Source organism: Ruegeria sp. YTSA219 (genome assembly GCF_059609985.1).
Window position 1 is genome coordinate 346,279 of record NZ_JBXWMT010000002.1, and the last position, 17,644, is coordinate 363,922.

Annotated in this window: 16 protein-coding genes; 5 read left to right on the forward strand and 11 right to left on the reverse strand. The window is 56.6% G+C overall.

The genetic code is table 11. The features are described from left to right. Positions 1-50 precede the first annotated feature (50 nt). The 8 genes from AC2FFB_RS04785 to AC2FFB_RS04820 all read right to left on the reverse strand — a co-directional run bounded on the left by AC2FFB_RS04785 (position 51) and on the right by AC2FFB_RS04820 (position 9,696). A complete protein-coding gene (locus AC2FFB_RS04785) occupies positions 51-1,196 on the reverse strand; it encodes an iron-containing alcohol dehydrogenase (RefSeq protein ID WP_271947920.1) in 1,146 nt (381 codons plus the stop codon). After that, a complete protein-coding gene (locus AC2FFB_RS04790) occupies positions 1,193-2,575 on the reverse strand; it encodes an aldehyde dehydrogenase family protein (protein ID WP_496874561.1) in 1,383 nt (460 codons plus the stop codon). The genes AC2FFB_RS04785 and AC2FFB_RS04790 overlap by 4 nt, the downstream gene beginning before the upstream one ends. A 130-nt stretch (positions 2,576-2,705) precedes the next feature. Next, positions 2,706-4,067, reverse strand: a complete 1,362-nt coding sequence (locus tag AC2FFB_RS04795; RefSeq protein ID WP_281971850.1) for a glutamine synthetase family protein — start codon at positions 4,065-4,067, stop codon at positions 2,706-2,708. Between the two features lie 57 nt (positions 4,068-4,124). After that, the gene (locus AC2FFB_RS04800; protein ID WP_142632940.1) at positions 4,125-5,810 is read right to left on the reverse strand and encodes a Na/Pi cotransporter family protein; all 1,686 of its coding nucleotides are present in this window, start codon (positions 5,808-5,810) and stop codon (positions 4,125-4,127) included. Between the two features lie 146 nt (positions 5,811-5,956). After that, positions 5,957-6,991: a TRAP transporter substrate-binding protein gene (locus AC2FFB_RS04805; protein WP_142632938.1), complete on the reverse strand. Its 1,035-nt coding sequence runs from the start codon at positions 6,989-6,991 to the stop codon at positions 5,957-5,959. A 52-nt stretch (positions 6,992-7,043) separates the two neighbouring features. Continuing rightward, positions 7,044-8,363, reverse strand: coding sequence for a TRAP transporter large permease (locus AC2FFB_RS04810; protein ID WP_496713696.1), 1,320 nt, complete (start codon positions 8,361-8,363; stop codon positions 7,044-7,046). Further along, a complete protein-coding gene (locus tag AC2FFB_RS04815) occupies positions 8,360-8,932 on the reverse strand; it encodes a TRAP transporter small permease subunit (protein ID WP_185956598.1) in 573 nt (190 codons plus the stop codon). Before AC2FFB_RS04815 ends, AC2FFB_RS04810 begins: the two co-directional genes overlap by 4 nt. A gap of 8 nt (positions 8,933-8,940) precedes the next feature. Further along, on the reverse strand, positions 8,941-9,696 hold the full coding sequence (locus AC2FFB_RS04820) for an N-formylglutamate amidohydrolase (RefSeq protein WP_496688570.1): 756 nt from the start codon (positions 9,694-9,696) through the stop codon (positions 8,941-8,943). 156 nt (positions 9,697-9,852) lie between these two features. Between AC2FFB_RS04820 and AC2FFB_RS04825 the strand changes: the two genes are divergently transcribed. Continuing rightward, positions 9,853-10,722 carry a MurR/RpiR family transcriptional regulator gene (locus AC2FFB_RS04825; RefSeq protein ID WP_142632930.1) on the forward strand — a complete coding sequence of 290 codons (870 nt, stop codon included), beginning with the start codon at positions 9,853-9,855 and terminating at the stop codon, positions 10,720-10,722. A gap of 838 nt (positions 10,723-11,560) precedes the next feature. On the opposite strand, the gene AC2FFB_RS04830 is transcribed toward AC2FFB_RS04825, so the two are convergent. Next, the gene (locus AC2FFB_RS04830) at positions 11,561-12,235 is read right to left on the reverse strand and encodes a TIGR04283 family arsenosugar biosynthesis glycosyltransferase (protein WP_496751622.1); all 675 of its coding nucleotides are present in this window, start codon (positions 12,233-12,235) and stop codon (positions 11,561-11,563) included. Positions 12,236-12,308: 73 nt separating this feature from the next. Between AC2FFB_RS04830 and ygfZ the strand changes: the two genes are divergently transcribed. Both ygfZ and AC2FFB_RS04840 read left to right on the forward strand, forming a co-directional pair. Then, positions 12,309-13,046 carry a CAF17-like 4Fe-4S cluster assembly/insertion protein YgfZ gene (gene ygfZ, locus AC2FFB_RS04835; RefSeq protein WP_496874562.1) on the forward strand — a complete coding sequence of 246 codons (738 nt, stop codon included), beginning with the start codon at positions 12,309-12,311 and terminating at the stop codon, positions 13,044-13,046. A 106-nt stretch (positions 13,047-13,152) separates the two neighbouring features. Continuing rightward, on the forward strand, positions 13,153-14,091 hold the full coding sequence (locus tag AC2FFB_RS04840; RefSeq protein ID WP_271947939.1) for an ABC transporter transmembrane domain-containing protein: 939 nt from the start codon (positions 13,153-13,155) through the stop codon (positions 14,089-14,091). A 63-nt stretch (positions 14,092-14,154) separates the two neighbouring features. On the opposite strand, the gene efp is transcribed toward AC2FFB_RS04840, so the two are convergent. Then, positions 14,155-14,718 carry an elongation factor P gene (gene efp / locus AC2FFB_RS04845; RefSeq protein ID WP_142632922.1) on the reverse strand — a complete coding sequence of 188 codons (564 nt, stop codon included), beginning with the start codon at positions 14,716-14,718 and terminating at the stop codon, positions 14,155-14,157. Positions 14,719-14,936: 218 nt separating this feature from the next. Here efp and AC2FFB_RS04850 point away from each other — a divergent pair, with 218 nt between their 5' ends. Both AC2FFB_RS04850 and AC2FFB_RS04855 read left to right on the forward strand, forming a co-directional pair. Beyond that, positions 14,937-15,257 (forward strand): DUF6280 family protein, encoded by a 321-nt coding sequence (locus AC2FFB_RS04850; RefSeq protein ID WP_108785849.1) that lies wholly within the window; start codon positions 14,937-14,939, stop codon positions 15,255-15,257. A 204-nt stretch (positions 15,258-15,461) separates the two neighbouring features. Then, a complete protein-coding gene (locus AC2FFB_RS04855) occupies positions 15,462-16,919 on the forward strand; it encodes a cobyric acid synthase (RefSeq protein ID WP_496874563.1) in 1,458 nt (485 codons plus the stop codon). 3 nt (positions 16,920-16,922) lie between these two features. On the opposite strand, the gene AC2FFB_RS04860 is transcribed toward AC2FFB_RS04855, so the two are convergent. Beyond that, the gene (locus AC2FFB_RS04860) at positions 16,923-17,639 is read right to left on the reverse strand and encodes a hypothetical protein (protein ID WP_271947944.1); all 717 of its coding nucleotides are present in this window, start codon (positions 17,637-17,639) and stop codon (positions 16,923-16,925) included. Positions 17,640-17,644 lie beyond the last annotated feature (5 nt).

Genomic DNA, 17,644 nt, shown 5'->3' on the forward strand with positions numbered 1-17,644 from the left:
CCCTCACCTGCCATCACTATGAGAGATGAGGGAGCGGATCGGCAAGAGGCTTACAGCGCCGCTTTGAACAGCGCTGTCAGGTTGTCCTCGGTCAGTTCAATCGGATTGCCGCCGCAAGAGGGGTCGATGATCGCCCCCTTGACCAGTTCGGGGATTGCCGCATCGGTCACTTTCATATCCGAGAGTTTGCGGGGGATACCCAGCGAGTCATTAAACTCCTGCACAAAGGCGCGGAACCCGTCAAAGCCTCCATCGATGCCCAGATAGGCCGCGGCCTGCTGGAACCGGTCGGCGATGGCGGGGGCGTTGAACTCTAGCACCGCGGGCATGCAGACTGCGTTGGTCGTCCCGTGATGGGTGTTGAACACCGCGCCAATCGGGTGGCTCATCGCGTGGATCGCGCCGAGGCCCTTTTGAAAGGCCGTGGCCCCCATCGCTGCCGCGCTCATCATCTGGGCGCGGGCTTCGATATCGGTGCCATCGGCATAGGCGCGCGGCAGGTAGTCCTTGACCAGCCGCATCCCCTCGAGCGCGATGCCGTGTGACATCGGGTGGTAATGCGGACTGGAGAACGCCTCGACACAATGCGCAAATGCGTCCAGACCAGTACCAGCGGTGATAAATTTCGGCATTCCCACGGTCAGTTCCGGGTCACAGATCACCACGGTTGGCAGTACCTTAGGGTGAAAGATGATCTTTTTCGCGTGGGTTTCCGAATTGGTGATGACGCTGGCGCGCCCCACCTCTGACCCCGTCCCGGCGGTGGTCGGAACCGCAATGATCGGAGCAATGGCATCGGCATCGGCGCGGGTCCACCAATCGCCAATATCTTCGAAATCCCAGACCGGGCGCGTCTGACCGGCCATGAAGGCCACCATCTTACCCAGATCCAGCCCCGAGCCACCGCCAAATGCGATTACCCCGTCATGGTCGCCTGCCCGATACGCCGCAACGCCGGCCTCAAGGTTCTTCTCATTGGGGTTCGGATCCACTTCGCTAAACAGGCCACGCCCCAGACCCGCAGCCTCAAGAATATCCAGCGTCGCCGAGGTGATCGGCAGATCAGCCAGCCCCTTGTCCGTGACCAGCAGAGGGCGTTTCATTCCGGCCGCAGCGCAGGCTTCGGGCAGTTCCTTGATGCGGCCAGCGCCGAATTTGATCGCGGTCGGATAGGACCAGTTTCCAGACAGGCTCATGATGTCACCTTCTTCAGATGGTAGGATTTGGGGCGGGTAAGGTTGTGATAGCCGATGACAGAAAGACCACCGCCACGCCCGGTATTCTTGCAACCGGTCCAGCACAGGCCCGGATCCAGATAATCGGCGCGGTTCATGAAGACGGTGCCAGTTTCAATCTGGTCCCCGACCTGCGCGGCCCGGTCCACGTCGCGGGTCCAGAGGCTGGCGGTCAGGCCAAACTCGCTGTCATTCATCAGCGCGATGGCTTCGTCATCCGACGACACTTTCATGATTCCAACTACGGGGCCGAAACTCTCATCCCGCATCACCCGCATGTCGTGTGTGACATTGGTCAGGATTTGCGGGGTCAGATATGCCCCCCCATCATCCTCGGGGAAAGTGTCGATATGGGTAACTGCGCCATCCGCGACTGCCTCGGCAATCTGCGCGCGGACCTCATCGGCAAAGCGTATATTGGCCATCGGTCCAATCGTCGTCTCTGCATCCAGCGGATTGCCCAGCTTATAGCCCTGAACAATCTCAACCGCTTTGGCAACGAACGCATCGTACAGGCTTTCGTGCACATAAATCCGCTCAATCCCGCAGCAGCACTGGCCCGCGTTGAACATCGCACCGTCGATCAGCGTATCAACAGCTGCGTCCAGATCGGCGTCGTCCATGACATAGCCTGGATCCTTGCCGCCCAACTCGGTACCGACCCCGGTGAATGTGCCCGCCGCCGCACGTTCCATCGCCTGACCACCACCGACCGAGCCAGTGAAGTTCACGAAATCAAACGCATTTCCAGCGATCAAATCGTTAGTCACATCATGACTCAGGAACACATTCTGGAACACATTCTCAGGAACACCTGCCGAATGGAAAGCCTGCGCCATCCGCTCACCCACCAACAAGGTCTGGGTCGCGTGTTTCAGCACCACGGTATTGCCCGCAATCAACGCCGGGGCCACCGTATTGATCGCAGTCATGTACGGGTAGTTCCAGGGCGCCACGACAAAGACAACCCCATGCGGAATGCGTTTGATATAGCGCCTGAAGATCTCATCGTCGCCCACCGCAATATCGGCCAGTGCACCCTGCGCGATCTCGGCCATATGGCCGGCGCGCTCGTTGAACCCGCCGAACTCTCCGCCGTAGCGCACTGGGCGCCCCATCATATGGGCCAACTCGGGCACGATTTCGTCATTCATCGCACCAACAGCGGCGACACCCGCCATCACAAGATCAATTCGCTCTTGTAATGGGCGTGCTGCCCAGGCTGTTTGCGCTTCCCTGGCCCGCGCGGCCACCTCAAACGCTGCTTCGCGCGATAAGGTTTCGCGCTCAGCATAAACCGATCCATCGATCGGCGAGATGCATTTCAACATCTGCCCCATCTCCACTCCATCCTCTAAAAAGCAGAATCTCCTGCTTTATCTGGCCAACACAAACCTCGGGGGCCGTCATTGATGCGCCATTGGCTCAAGCACCAATAGCGGCAGGCAGGGCCCCCAGCTTCGTCCACCCTCAGGCCCTTTCGAACCCGCGGGCAATTTCCCAATCAGTAACCACGCTTTCGAATTCCTCGATTTCCACCTCGGCGGCGCGCGCATAGTGATCAACAACTTCGTCCCCCATAGCGGCCCGCAACATGGTTGAGCCAAGCAGGGCATCCCGCGCAGCGGGCAGGTTCCCGGGGATCATGCCGGACTCGCTCTGATACGCATCGCCTTTGGTTGGTGGCTCAAGCTCCAACCCTTCCTTGATGCCCGCGATACCCGCCGCCAACATACCAGCAATCGCCAGATACGGGTTCATATCCGAGCCCGGAATACGGCATTCCACGCGAACCGATTTGGTTCCATCACCACACAGTCGGAAACCGGCGGTGCGGTTGTCGACCGACCAGATGATCCGCGTCGGCGCAAAACTTCCTTTTTGGAAACGCTTGTAGCTGTTGATGTAGGGGGCCATGAAACACGTATAATCGGCAGCGTATTTCAACAACCCGGCCATATAGCTTTTCATTACTGCCGACATGCCGAGCGGATCTTTTTCGTCGAAAAAGATTGGCCTTCCCTCAGACCACAGCGACTGATGCACATGGGATGAACTACCAACCTTGTCATGATGCCATTTCGGCAGGAACGTGGCCGCATGCCCGTGCTGCCAGGCGATTTCCTTCACCGCATTCTTGGCGATCGAGTGATACTCGGCCGTTTCCATGGCGGCGGCGTATTTGATGTTCAACTCTTCTTGACCGGTCTCGGCCTCGCCCTTCGTATTCTCGACCGGGATGCCCGCGTTCCACAAATGATTGCGGATGGGACGCATCACATGCTCTTCCTTGGTGGTCTGCAGGATATGATAATCCTCATTATAGCCCGAGATCGGCGCCAGATCGCGAAAGCCTTCCTTGCGGATCTGGTCAAAGCTCTTCTCAAACAAAAAGAACTCCAACTCGGTGGCGCACATCGCGTCGTAACCCATGGCTTTCAGGCGTTTGACCTGTTTCTTCAGGATCGACCGGGGCGCGTGCGGGATCTCTTCATGCGTGTGGTGATCCAGAACATCGCACATCACCATCACCGTGCCCTCAAGCCACGGCACCGGGCGCAAAGTGCTGAGATCAGGTTTCATGACGTAATCGCCATAGCCCCGCTCCCAGCTGGTCGAGGCATATCCGTCAGGCGTGCCCATTTCCAGATCTGTCGCCAACAGATAATTGCAGCAATGGGTCTCTTGCCAAGCGCCTGCCACAAAGTGACCGGCATGAAACCGTTTGCCCATCAGCCGCCCCTGCATGTCCACCATGCAAACAAGAACGGTGTCTACTTCACCTGCTTCAACCTTGGTTTTGAGGTCCGCCAACACAACATCATGACCCATCATGTTCATCCTTCATCACAATCGGGCCCACCGCGCCCCTGTTCCCATCGACGGCCGTTAGTCTTCGGCCGCTTCTTTCTCCATTTCCATAACCAACCGCGTTTCCAGAACCTGTCCGCTTTTGTAGAGGATCGGATAGGCGATGGCCGCGATATGGCCGTGCAGATCGCGCATAGCGCGCAGTGCCTCCAGATGCAGATCGCTGGACTGGAAACTTTCCGTTTGACCACGCTCCAGCCGCTTTAGATGCGCCTTGCGGCTGTCGCGGGACATCCTTTTGATCTCGGCCTTGTCCAGAACAAGACGGCGGGCACAGTCGACGTCATCCACCAACAAAACGTGTCGCGCCAGCGAAAAACTTTCCTGAATGGTGGCGTGTAAATCCTTGAGTTCTTTCCACCCCTGGGCGGAAAACTCGGCCCTTTCCATGTGTTTAATCTTTGCTGAACGCGTCATTCTGTTCGACACGACATCTCCAGCGGCCTCGAGCCGAATAGCGTATTCCACCAGACCACGGGCGGCTTTGATCTGAGACTTGCTCATATTCTGCCGCGGCAACCGCGCGACAAAGCGTCGGATTTCCGTCAACTGGGCGTTTACCATTTCATCCTGCTGCGACAGGGCAGCAATGGTATCAATGTCGTCACGCTCATAGATATCCAGCACCGGGCGGAACATGCGTTCGACCTGCGTGACCATCTGCAACAATTCGTGGCGCACCGAGGACATCGCAACATCAGGGCCTGTGGCGCTGGGGTCGCCTAGCGGATTAAGAGCACCCGAGAACTGATCTGCCACACCAGATTCAGGGTCGGTCTCGGGCATGAGCAAAGCCATCGGCGCTTCCATCCGGGTGACGAATCCGGTTGCCAGCAGAAACACCACGAGGTTGAAACCGATATGGGCAAAGATCAACGATTGCCCCGGCCCGCTGATCATCAATGCGGCATGGGTCCCGGTGACGTTGACAGCAAACAGCATCACAAGCGCCGCACTGCCGCGCAGCAACAGGTTGGCTATCGGTATCCGGCGGGCCGAAACGATCTGGTCGCGCGTCAACCAGATCGGAATAAAGGCCGAGCCCAAATTTGCCCCCAATACCAACGACAAACCCGCCGCGAATGGGATTGCCCCGATCTGTACCAGCGTCACGCACATCAGGATTGTCGCAACCGAGCTGTGCATGACAAAGGCAAGCACAGCCCCAACGATGAAGGCACTGAAATAGTCGCTTTCAAGATAGCCCGCGATAGCTGGCAAAAAGGCACTTTCACGGATCGGATCAACTGCATCGCGCAAAAATTGCAGTGATACCAAAATGAAGGCCACACCCAGAACAATCCGCCCCATCAGGCGAACATTTGCCCGATCGGATTTGAGGTAGAGCCACCCGCCCAGCGCCAGCAATACCGGCTGCAACCATCCCAAATCATAAGACAGTATCTGAATGACCAGAGCCGATCCCAGATCGGCCCCCAAAACCCCCGCCAGGGCGATGCCAAAACTGACCATTCCGGCCGCCGCAAACCCTGTCAGCAAAACCGCCACGGCGGCTGAACTTTGCAGGATCGTAGCCAGAACCATACCCGCGCCACCGGCGACAAAACTGTTTGAATGTCGGGTCAAAAGCGATTGAAATAGCGCGCCAAATCGCCGCTCAATCCCCGTACGAACCAAGCGAACGGCGAAAAGCAGCAACATGGTTGCGGCAAAAATCTCGATCAGAAAACCAGCGATGGCCATGTGTTCATACCCCGTCCGACCGGTGAGCAGCACTGTGCATCCGGTTTCGCATCTCTGTTATTGGGATTGATATGAACATAAGAGGTGTCGCCAGGTGATGTCCAAACCCGACGCGAGAGGAGTTACCCGCGTCGGGAAGTTGCTTATTATCCGTAACGATAAGGCCGTCCGGCCTTGAGCATGTCGGCGTTGTATTGCTTGAATATCTCAACAACCCTCGCCTTGATCTCAGATTCTGCCGCAATCTCATCCCAGAATGCGATTGCCGCGCCTTCGACCTGTGCCCATTCCTCATCCGGGATCGTGGTCAGCTGCATCTTGTCGCCATTGACCCGCAAGCTGGCCTCGCCGCCCCAGTACCACCACTGGCGGTAGTAATGCGACTGATCACAGCAAACACGGAACAGCGTTTGCAGATCTTCCGGCAACTCGTTCCAGCGATCCATGTTGGCAAAGAAAGACCCGGCCCAGGCGCCTGAGATGTTGTTGGTCAGGAAGTAGTTGGTCACATCCGCCCAGCCGACAGTGTAATCCTCGGTGATGCCCGACCATGCGATGCCGTCCAACTCGCCGGTCTGTACGGCGACCTCGATATCTTCCCATGGCAATGTAACTGGTACCACACCGAACTGGCTGAGGAAGCGACCCGCTGTTGGGAAAGTGAAGACACGCTTGCCTTGCAGATCCGCCAGGCTGTTGATTGGGTCCTTGGTGGCGAAATGGCACGGGTCCCAGGCGCCCGCCGAGATGTGCTTGACCCCGACTTTCGAGTATTCTTCGTCCCAGATTTCGTTCAGACCGTACTGATTGAACAGAACCGGTACATCCAGGGAATAGCGCGAGGCAAACGGGAAATAGCCGCCGAACACTGTGACATCGGTGGGCGACGCCATCGAGTCATCATCGGATTGTACCGCATCAATGGTGCCTTTCTGCATGGCACGAAACAGTTCGCCTGTCGGAACAAGCTGGTCAGCATAGAACAGCTCGATCTGCATCCGATCACCGGCGATCTTGTTGAACATCTCGATTGCCGGGTCGATCACATGCGCCGCCAGCGCAGGACCGGCATAGGTCTGCATGCGCCACGTGATCGTGCTTTGAGCCAGCGCCGGTGCGGCCAGAGGTGCGGCTGCGACCCCTACCCCGGCGGTTTTCAGAAACTTACGTCTTGTCGTCATGTCAATTTCCTCTCTGTTGAAGTGCTTCGTGCCTCTTCGAAAGGCATTCTTGTTAATTTCCATAGACATAGCCGGGCAGCCAAAGAGCCAGTTCCGGGAAGATCATGATAATCGTAAGCGCCAGAACCATCACGGCGACGAACGGAAAGATCGAGCCATAGATATCCCTCAGCGTGATTTCTGGCGGTGCCATCGCGCGCATCAGAAATAGGTTATAGCCGAAAGGCGGTGTCATATAGGCGATCTGTGTGGTGATCGTGTACAGAACCCCGTACCAAATCAAGTCAAAGCCCAGCGCACCAACCAGCGGTACATAAAGCGGTGCCACAATCACCAGCATCGCGGTGTCGTCCAGAAACGTGCCCATGACAATAAAGCTGAGCTGCATCAAGATCAGGATCATCCAGGGTGACAGGCCCAACTGGTCGGTGAACAAGTTGTCGATTGCCTTCACCGCACCAAGCCCGTCGAAAACCGCGCCAAAACCAAGTGCTGCAAGGATGATCCACATGAACATGCACGATATCGCCAGCGTATGCTTGGTACAGGTTTCAAAAATCGCCCAGGTCATTCGACGTTTGGCCACCGAAACCACCAATGCCGCCAGCGCTCCGATGGCCGAACTTTCAACCAGTGACGTCCACCCGTTCACAAAGGGCACCATCATCGCAGCGAAGATAATCAGCGGCAACGCACCCGCGCCCAGCAACCGGATTTTCTCGGCCTGCGGAACCTCGTGCGCGTCTTTCATCGCTGGACCAAGCTCGGGCTGAATGCGACAGCGGATCCATATATAAAGAATGAACATGCCAGCCATCATCAGGCCGGGCACGATCCCCGCCAGCCATAACTGCCCCACAGGTTGACGGGCGATCATCGCATACAGCACCAGAACCACCGAAGGCGGTACAAGGATACCCAAACTGGACCCGGCCTGAATGACACCGGTCACCATGGTTTTGTCGTACCCGCGTCTCAACAGTTCAGGCAAAGCAATCGTGGCTCCAATAGCCATCCCGGCCACGCTGAGGCCATTCATGGCAGAAACCAAGACCATCAAACCAATCGTCCCGATGGCAAGCCCGCCATTCACCGGCCCCATCCAGACATGGAACATGCGATACAGGTCATCCGCCAGCCTGCTTTCGCTGAGCACATAGCCCATGAAAATGAACATTGGCAGGGTCAGCAGCGGATACCACTTCATCAGCTTCATCGCGGCTGAAAATGTGATGTCCTGCCCTCCGGTTCCCCACAATGAAAGCGCCGCGATCGTCGCAACCGCACCGATCGCACCAAAAACGCGCTGACCGGTGAACAGCATCAGCATCATCAACGCGAACATGAAGATGGCGATATATTCCTGGCTCATGCCCGCTGTACCCCGATTTCCTGCCCGTTGATCCGCGCAATGTCTTTGAAAAATTCCGAGACTGCCTGCAGCAACATCAGGAAGAAACCGAAAACCATGATGGATTTGACCGGCCAGATATACGGTCGCCACGCAGTCGACGAACGTTCAAGCCGACCGATCTCTTCACTGCCGGTCAGCAGTCCGGTGAAGTAGGAAACGGGTTCGTCGCCCCAATAACCAAGGCTATACGCCGTCGATCCCAACCCGCCATAGAAAAGCACACCCAGATAGAGGATCAGCAAAAGCACGGTAAATGCATCGAACCACGCTTTTCGTTGGGGGCTCCAGTTGTGATAAAACAGGTCCATGCGCACATTCGACCCTAGCTGGATCGAATATGGCCCACCCATGATGTAATAGGTCACCATCGCAAACTGTGCCATTTCAAGTGTCCAGAGCGACGGTAGGAAGAAGGTCTTTGATATCGAAGACCACAGCAGGATGCCCATCATGACAAACAGGCCCCACATCATGACCCGCCCGATCCGATAGTTGATCGCATCCACGATACGGACATATGCGCTCATCGCTTTGATCACGCTGACGCCCCTTCCTGAAAACCGGACAGAACACGCGCAATCCAGGGCACTAGGCAATCGGCCATCTCTGCCTGCTGCTTAGGCGTGCGGATCAAGTCATTGCGGATCTCGATCATCACGTTCAGCAAGCGGTGGGGCAGCGCCTGGGTATCCAGTGTATGAGCTACTCCATCCGCCGCAGAATAAGGCTCATTCAGCCTGATGATAAAAGGGCTGCCGATAGCTTCGTCAGCCATCATCGCTGTGGCAAACTGGTTGTCCACACCGTGCAGAATACCCAGTTCGACCTGCCGTTTCTGCCCCAGATAGATCGGTGTGAAACTGTGGATTGTCACCATCAGCCTAAGTGAAGCGCTGTGCTGATCGATCAAATCCGACAAAGCGGCGCAAAACGGCTGATACACGTTTTCGATTCTGGCCACTCGCTGCTCGGGCGACATGTTGATGTTCGCCGGGATTTCGTAATCCTCGCTGCGGATCGGCATTGCACCCGCCGCCTCGGGCGGGCGATTGCAGTCATAGACCAGCCGAGACACCCCGCCATGGACCAAAGGTGCTGACATGCGTTTGGCCATAGCCTGCGCCACGACCAGTGCGCCTGGATCCCAGGCAATATGACTTTCGCGTGCTTCAGCGCTTAGCCCCATATCGCCCAGAAAAGCCGGGATACGATTAGACGCATGTTCGCACACCAGCACGACCACAGGCGCATTGCCCGCCAAATCCGTATGAACAACTTTGCCGAAGTCCAATCTACCGTCCTGCGATTCCAAAATGAGACATTGTGGAAAAATTTCCACAGACCGCATCATCCTGTCAATATTTTTTCTGTATAAATTTTTCCAAGCTTGATCTTGCTGAAAAATTATTCACATTATGGTCTGGTCGCATAATAGGAGGACACGCCAGTGCGGGTGACAGACAGGCTTCTGGCCCATCGGGACAAGATGACCCCGTCTGAACGGCAACTGGTCAGCGTTCTACTGGATGATTACCCGATGGCCGGGCTGGGTAGTATTACCGAATTGGCCAGTACCGCCTCAGTCTCGACCACTACGGTTGCACGGATGCTGCAAAAGACCGGTTTTGACGGATATCCTCAATTTCAGGCCGCGCTGCGTGGTGAGGTCAAAGAAATGATCTCGGGGCCAGTAGCCAAACGTGATGTCTGGCAGAATGACCTGCCCGAAGAACATATCCTCAACCGCTATTCCCAGCGTTCTCTGGCCAACCAGAAGCGCACAATCGACGAGATCGACCCCGACGAATTCGATAGCTTCTGCAGCCTGTTGAGCGATCAGAACCGGCGTATTTTCATCACCGGTGGCCGCATTACCGGAACACTGGCGCAATACCTGTATCTGCACCTGCAAATGATCCGACCGGATGTCCGCCTGTTGCCGGTCGCCGCATCCTGGACCCATGATCTGTTGGACGTGCGTCAAGGGGATGTGCTGATCGCGCTGGATGTCCGGCGCTATGAGAATGCGAGCCTGCTGATTGGTCAGCTCTGCCACGAGCGCGGGGCCGAAATCGTGCTGTTGACCGATCAGTGGCGCTCGCCAATCCACCGGCTGGCCAAACACACATTCGCGGCGCGCATCTCGGTGCCTTCTGCCTGGGATTCGATGGCTGCGATACTGACCCTGATGGAATGCGCCATAGCCGAAGTTCAGGAACGGCTTTGGGATTCGGTCAAAGATCGCACGGTCGAACTGGAACAGGCCTTTGATCGCACCAAGCTGTTTAGGAAATTCGGTCAAAGTTCGGGCTCTTAGCTTCGGATTGTTCCAAAACTACAACTGCCCGTGAGGAGTGTTGCCACTTGACCGGCGGTTGGTCACTTTGTTTCCATGACATTTATTACCGAAAACCAGCTGCCGCTGCTGATTCTGTTTTTTCTGATCGGCACAGTTGGCACAGCGTTCCTGTTTCGCAAGCCAGCCGGGCATCGCGCATGGAAACTGGCTGATCTGGTCTGGGTGGTTCTGGGCGGGGTCGGCGCATTGGTTGCGGTGATGGCCGGGCTTTATACAGCGGACAGTTCCCGTCTGGACCGGCAGATTGACGTTGCCTATGCCGCAACGCTTGCCTTTGACCGCGACGCCGCGCGGTTTCGTTTGCGGTTCTGCGACCCGGCCTATGACAAGGATATCGGAGCGCTGTGCGAAAAAGTTGAGTTCCTTTCAGCCTCAACCGCAAGCAACGCTGACCTGCCCTTGTTTATTGCCGTAACAAACGAAGTCGCCCCTCTGAGGGGGCTACAATTCCTGTTTGGACGGCAGGCCCAGGAAGAGCGCGATGACATGCGCGCGATGACATCGAAAGTGCACTCATTCGACGTCGACCAGTTTCTGGTGTTCACAACGCTGGATGACCCGACACAGGAAGCTATCGACAATCTGCGCAGGAAAGTTCCCGCAATCGCAGGCGACTATTTGATCTTGGCCCAAAGTTACGATGACCTTGTCACTCAGGTCGGCAAGCTTAAGGATGAATGGGAGTATTTGCGAGAAAACGGGCATATTCTGGTGCTTCAGATCATTGCACTGTGCCTTGTCAGTTTCGCCGCCCCGTTCCGGCTGGGCAAATCCATTGTCGAACTCAGAACGACGCTTACTGCCGGTACGCCCGCGCCAACCGCTCGGGATCAGCGCCCAGAAGATAGCGGGTCAGAGTCCACAGATTCCGACCACCGCGACGCAACCACCCCGCCCGTTCATACCGGTCCGCGCTCGTAAAGGCGCGGGCGGACAACAGCGTGATGCGGCGCAACTCTTTGGCAAGCGCCACGTCTTCCATCAAGGGCTGTTCCGGGAAACCGCCTGCATCTTGATATTCAGAACGCCGGACTAGCAAGCCCTGGTCACCATAGGGCAACCCAAAGATCCGGCTACGAAGATTGGCCCATCCGGCAACCCAGGATGGCGCAAACCCCGCTGCCACAAAGGCCAGTCTGAACGCCGCAGGTCGCCTCGAGGGCAGATGATCCCGCACAACATTGCTCCACCCGTCCTGCAAAACCGTATCCGCATGAAGTACCAACAGCCAATCGGCTTTGGCGGCTGCACAGCCACGGCGCAGCTGCCCCCCGCGCGAGGCTTCTCCGGTCACGATCCTGGCCCCGGCATTCTCGGCGATTTCATGGGTTTTGTCGGTAGAGCCTGCGTCCGACACAATCAATTCGTGGATCAACCCTGCGCGCAGCCCCTCCATCAGCGCTCCAAGTGTAGCAGGCAAGGTTTCGGCCGCGTTCAGGGTTGGAATTACAATACTGATCGGTGCCGGCACGTCGGATATCCTCTGGTCTTATGAGCGACTTCTCATATATCACGAGCACCATGGAAAAGACGAGGACTCTGCCATGCCCAATCGCCGCATTCTGCGCCTAACCGGTGCCGACGTTGACAGCTTCTTGCAGGGGCTGGTGACCAATGACATTGCCGGGCTTGATCGGGGTCTGGTCTATACGGCGCTGCTGGCACCACAAGGCAAGTATCTGGCCGATTTCTTTCTGAAACGCGAGGGCGACGATATCTTGCTGGACGTCGCCGAGGTTATTGCCGACGGATTGGTCAAACGTCTGAGCATGTACAAGCTGCGCGCCGACCTGACGATCGAAGCCAGCGGCCTGAATCTGCAACGCGGCACTGGCCTGGCACCCGATGGGGCCCTGCCCGATCCGCGCCATTCAGATATGGGCTGGCGCGCATATACGGAAGATGCCGAAAGCGAGGACGGAACCGATTGGAACGCGATCCGCGTGCTCCATTGCATTCCCGAAACCGGAATCGAACTGACCGAGGACAGCTATATTCTGGAATCAGGGTTCGAGTTGCTGAACGGCGTTGATTTCAAAAAAGGGTGTTATGTCGGTCAGGAAGTGACCGCGCGCATGAAACACAAGACCGAGCTGCGTAAAGGGCTGCGCACGGTAAATGTCGCGGGCACCACGCCTGTCGGAACCGAAATAACTGCTGACGGGAAATCCGTGGGGCGCCTGTTTACCCAAGCGGATGGCCAGGGGATCGCATATCTCAGGCTCGACAGGGCCAAGGGTGATATGCAGGCGGGCGACGCGACCGTGCGCCTGAAGGAATGAAAATTCTCGAATACAGCCTGGTCATGGCCCCGCCAGCCCCGGAACCATTTGATCCGCCCAGCACAGGCTGCCAAACTAGGTTTGGTTCAGTGATCCGGGTGAGTTGATGTTTCGTCTGTATAAAGCAATTTGGCGTGCCAGTTCCGCCCGGCAGATCATCCTTATCATCCTGTCTATTGCGGTTGCCGCTCTGGCAGCCGTCCCGCTGGAGTTTCAGCGCGATATCATCAACCACCTGACCTCGGACGATGTATCTGTGGACCGAATGATCCTGCTTGGTGCGGGCATGATGGTGGTTATCTTGCTGAGCCTGGGGCTGAAATGGCTGCTCGGCTATCGGGCGGGAACATTGGGCGAGGATATGATCCGCCTGATCCGGCAAAGGCTGCTGGTCCGGTCCGCCGATCTGGATGAAACCGGCGAGACCATGCGCAAGGGGACCATGACTACCGCCATTTCTGCCGAAGCAGAAGAGCTGGGTAAATTCGCAGGCGGTGCCTTTTCCGACCCGGTGGTCCAAATCGGCACTCTGATCAGCGTGATTGGCTATATCTCGTCTACACAGCCGGGGCTGGGTTTGATCGCTTTTTCGATGGTCGCGCCGCAGATCATCATCGTTCTGGTTTCGCAACGCAAAGTGAACGTCTTTGTCGCCGAACGCGTTCGTATACTGCGCCGCGCCACCGACAGTTTGACAGCAGAAAAGATTGACGCGGCCGCGCACGAGATCGAAGCGGAATTCGACAAAATCTACGAAACTCGCCGAAAGATGTTCATCTGGAAGCTCTCGGCCAAATTCCTTCTAAGCGTGATCAATGGCGCCGGGACGGTTGGGGTTCTGATGCTGGGTGGCTGGCTTGTCCTTCAGGGCAGAACCGATGTCGGCACAGTTGTTGCCGCCACCAGTGGGCTCAGCCGTATTCAAGGCCCCACGGCTTTTCTGATCGCCTATTATCGCCAGGTCAGCGCAAACCGGATCAAATTCGAACTGATGCTCGAACTATTTGGCCCGAACCCCGAAAAATACCGACGCGTCAAAGACTAAAAATAGAAAAAACCGCGCAGCGCGGGCTGTCGCGGTTCTCGGTGTCTTGAAGCAGAAGTGCAGTTACGCGCGTTCCGAATAGTCCATGGTTTCAGTATTCACCACGATCATTTCATCTTGGCCCACAAATGGTGGCACCATGACTTTTACACCATTGTCCAGAACGGCCGGTTTGAACGAGTTCGCAGCGGTCTGACCTTTGACCACAGGCTCGGTCTCGACGATCTTGCACGTCACTTTCTGTGGCAGTTTGGCGTTCAGTGCCTCACTTTCGTAAAATTCTACGACGATAGTCATGCCGTCCTGCAGAAACGGGCGGCGATCACCCAACAGATCAGCGGACAGTTCGATCTGCTCATAGGTCTCGGAATCCATGAACACCAACATGCCGTCGGATTCGTATAGAAACTGCTGGTCTTTCTGTTCCAGGCGAACACGCTCGACCTTGTCAGCTGAGCGGAAACGTTCGTTCAGTTTGGAACCATTGCGCAGATTGCGCAGTTCGACCTGTGCAAAAGCCCCGCCTTTACCGGGCTTTACATGATCAACTTTGACAGCGGCCCATAGCCCATCGTTATGCTCAAGCACATTGCCGGGGCGAATTTCGTTCCCATTTATCTTGGGCATGACTTAAATCCTTCACAAACGGTTGATGCGTCAGTCGCGCACCCTATATCTGGCGTGGCCGCACCTGACAAGACAACGACACCTTGTGCTGCAGCCGCAGCAAGCTATGCGCGTGACGCAACGCAACTATGCACATTAGGTGTATCCGAATCGCACTTAATAGGTCATAAGAACCGTCACGCCGAAAATGCAAGAGCAAGAACAACAAGGAAGACGAGATGAGAGATTTCGTTGACGGCACCGCCTTTAACAATGAGCAAGGCAACCGTGCTCGTAAACTTTTCGCAGCCGTCGTTTTGGCTGCGCTGGATGATGCTATCGCCGACGACAAAAAGTATGGCAATGGCCCAGAACAGATCGCCCGCTGGGCACGCTCGCGCGATGGGCGCGAAGTGCTGTCTTGCGCGGGTATCGACCCAAATGAACGGGTTGTCAGCGGATTGATGGATTTCGTTGGTCGCGGTGTGCGGACTTCGGTCGCTCTTTCGCGCGAAGAAAGCGAGCGCCGCAACGCCGCCCAACAGGCCGAAGCCGCCTGATCACAGACACGAGTCTGTTTGAAAAAACGCGCCTCCTATTGATGGAGGCGTGTTTTTTTGTTGCATAGACCCCGAATATGAATTCCGGTGCGAAACTGCGCCCTCACCCGATGACTGAAAAATGATGACAATGCCGCGTCATCCGGGGCTTTCCCTTCACCGTCAAATCAGGTCATCTGCGCGTTAGCTAACAGGAGACACGGCATGGTTCGCGCCATCATGATTCAGGGCACAGGCAGCAATGTTGGAAAATCGGTTCTGGTGGCCGGATTGGCACGCGCCTATACGCGCCGAGGCCTGCGGGTTGCCCCGTTCAAACCGCAGAACATGTCGAATAACGCCGCAGTAACCGAAAATGGTGGCGAGATCGGGCGCGCGCAAGCCCTACAAGCGTTGGCGGCACGACGCGCCACACATACGGATATGAACCCGATCCTTTTGAAGCCTGAAACAGATACAGGCGCGCAAATCGTCATTCAGGGCAAACGCGCCGGAACGATGCAGGCTGGCGATTACCGCAAGGATAAATCCAAGCTGATGACAGCCGCGCGCCAGAGTTTTGACCGGCTCTGCACCGACGCTGATCTGGTGTTGGTTGAAGGGGCCGGAAGCCCGGCCGAGACCAACCTGCGTCAGGGTGATATTGCCAATATGGGCTTCGCCTGCGCCGCGGGTGTGCCGGTCGTACTTGTCGGCGATATTCACCGAGGTGGGGTAATTGCTCAGATCGTCGGGACTCAGGCCGTGCTGGATGCTGGCGATCTGGCAATGATCCGAGGCTTTGCCATCAATCGCTTTAAGGGCGATGTATCCCTATTCGACGAAGGTCGCGATGACATCGCCGCTCGAACAGGCTGGGCCTGTATCGGTGTTGTGCCTTGGTTCGACGATGCCTGGAAGCTGCCAGCCGAAGATATGATGGATATCCGGTCCCACAGTGGCGGTTCCTGTAAGGTTGCAGTACCTCAGTTGGAACGGATGGCCAATTTTGATGATCTTGATCCGCTATCGGCAGAGCCTGGCATCACGGTCGAGATCGTGCCCGCTGGCCGCGCGCTGCCCGGCGACGCCGATCTGGTCCTGCTGCCCGGAAGCAAGTCAACCATTGGCGATTTGGCCTACTTCCGTGCTCAGGGCTGGGATATCGACCTCTATGCCCATGTCCGACGTGGCGGCCATGTGTTGGGGCTATGTGGCGGCTTCCAGATGCTCGGGAACACCATTGCTGATCCCGATGGTGTGGACGGGCGGCCAGGTACAGTCGATGGATTGGGGCTGTTGGATGTGGATACCGTTATGGTCGGCGAGAAAAAGGTGACCCTGCGGACTGCACGCGCCCTGCCGGGGCACCAACCGCTAACCGGATATGAGATCCATATGGGCCGCACCGAAGGCAACGATTGCACCCGCGCTTGGCTGGAGGTCGAGGGCCGCCCGGAGGGCGCAGCTGATCGGACTGGCCGGATACGCGGAAGCTACCTACACGGTATATTCTCATCCGATCAATTTCGGGCCGACTACCTACAGCTTTTGGGAGTCTCTTCCACCCTGCACTATGAGGACGGTGTCGAAGATACGCTTGATCGTCTGGCCGACCATCTGGAACGACATATGGATCTGGACCGCTTGCTGGAACTGGCTGAAACGCCGATTAAAGGCTGACTTTTACTCGGCTTTTTGCTCGGCCAACGCACGGTAGATTTCGCGGCGAACCATTTTTCGAACGTTCCGCGTAATGCGTTCACCCAGTACGCCCTGCAGTTCTTCACGAACAACCTGCGCAATCAAAGAGCGCAAGCCATCGTCATCAAGCCGGGACATGGCAGCATCTGCTTCTGAACCTGTTGTATCCGCGGCAGCCGATACCTCTGGGTCCCGCACAAACACTGCCTTTTCAACAGTCTCAGTCTCTGCATCTGGGGCTTCGTCTTGGGGTTGCCATTCCAACGGTTGATTTGGCGTTCCTGAATAGGCATCTACGCTGTCACCGTCGGGCTCCCACTGATCTTCGGTCCTGGCGATCGCGGCTTCCAGCGCCTCAATTTTGGCACTTAGACTTTTGGCTATGCCCTCTTCCGCAACTGGATCAGGTGAATGCTCTGTAGCCGACTCCGCTTCATCACCCGCAACAACATCGCAGGCGCGCAAAAGCATCGGTTTCACCGATTTTTCAGCGCTGTACTCAGCATCCAGCTTGAAAGGCTGCGTCTCGACACCTGTTTGCTCGCCAACCCTGAGCGCATCAGTCAGAACAAGCCGCCCTGGCTTTCGCTCTGACTTGGAACGCACCAGATCGGGAACTTTTCGACCTTCTTCGCTGACCAGCCGCTTGACCGATGACAGTACGTCTTCGATCCCGGAGTTCACGACATTGTCTGTCATTGTTT

Excerpts from the sequence above, each read along its gene's own strand:
- AC2FFB_RS04805 (WP_142632938.1), bottom strand. The coding sequence starts at position 6,991 with ATGACGACAAGACGTAAGTTTCTGAAAACCGCCGGGGTAGGGGTCGCA.
- ygfZ (WP_496874562.1), top strand. The coding sequence starts at position 12,309 with ATGCCCAATCGCCGCATTCTGCGCCTAACCGGTGCCGACGTTGACAGC.
- AC2FFB_RS04855 (WP_496874563.1), top strand. The coding sequence starts at position 15,462 with ATGGTTCGCGCCATCATGATTCAGGGCACAGGCAGCAATGTTGGAAAA.
- AC2FFB_RS04810 (WP_496713696.1), bottom strand. The coding sequence starts at position 8,363 with ATGAGCCAGGAATATATCGCCATCTTCATGTTCGCGTTGATGATGCTG.
- AC2FFB_RS04795 (WP_281971850.1), bottom strand. The coding sequence starts at position 4,067 with ATGGGTCATGATGTTGTGTTGGCGGACCTCAAAACCAAGGTTGAAGCA.
- AC2FFB_RS04850 (WP_108785849.1), top strand. The coding sequence starts at position 14,937 with ATGAGAGATTTCGTTGACGGCACCGCCTTTAACAATGAGCAAGGCAAC.
- AC2FFB_RS04800 (WP_142632940.1), bottom strand. The coding sequence starts at position 5,810 with ATGGCCATCGCTGGTTTTCTGATCGAGATTTTTGCCGCAACCATGTTG.
- AC2FFB_RS04785 (WP_271947920.1), bottom strand. The coding sequence starts at position 1,196 with ATGAGCCTGTCTGGAAACTGGTCCTATCCGACCGCGATCAAATTCGGC.
- AC2FFB_RS04860 (WP_271947944.1), bottom strand. The coding sequence starts at position 17,639 with ATGACAGACAATGTCGTGAACTCCGGGATCGAAGACGTACTGTCATCG.
- efp (WP_142632922.1), bottom strand. The coding sequence starts at position 14,718 with ATGCCCAAGATAAATGGGAACGAAATTCGCCCCGGCAATGTGCTTGAG.
- AC2FFB_RS04815 (WP_185956598.1), bottom strand. The coding sequence starts at position 8,932 with ATGAGCGCATATGTCCGTATCGTGGATGCGATCAACTATCGGATCGGG.
- AC2FFB_RS04840 (WP_271947939.1), top strand. The coding sequence starts at position 13,153 with ATGTTTCGTCTGTATAAAGCAATTTGGCGTGCCAGTTCCGCCCGGCAG.
- AC2FFB_RS04790 (WP_496874561.1), bottom strand. The coding sequence starts at position 2,575 with ATGGGGCAGATGTTGAAATGCATCTCGCCGATCGATGGATCGGTTTAT.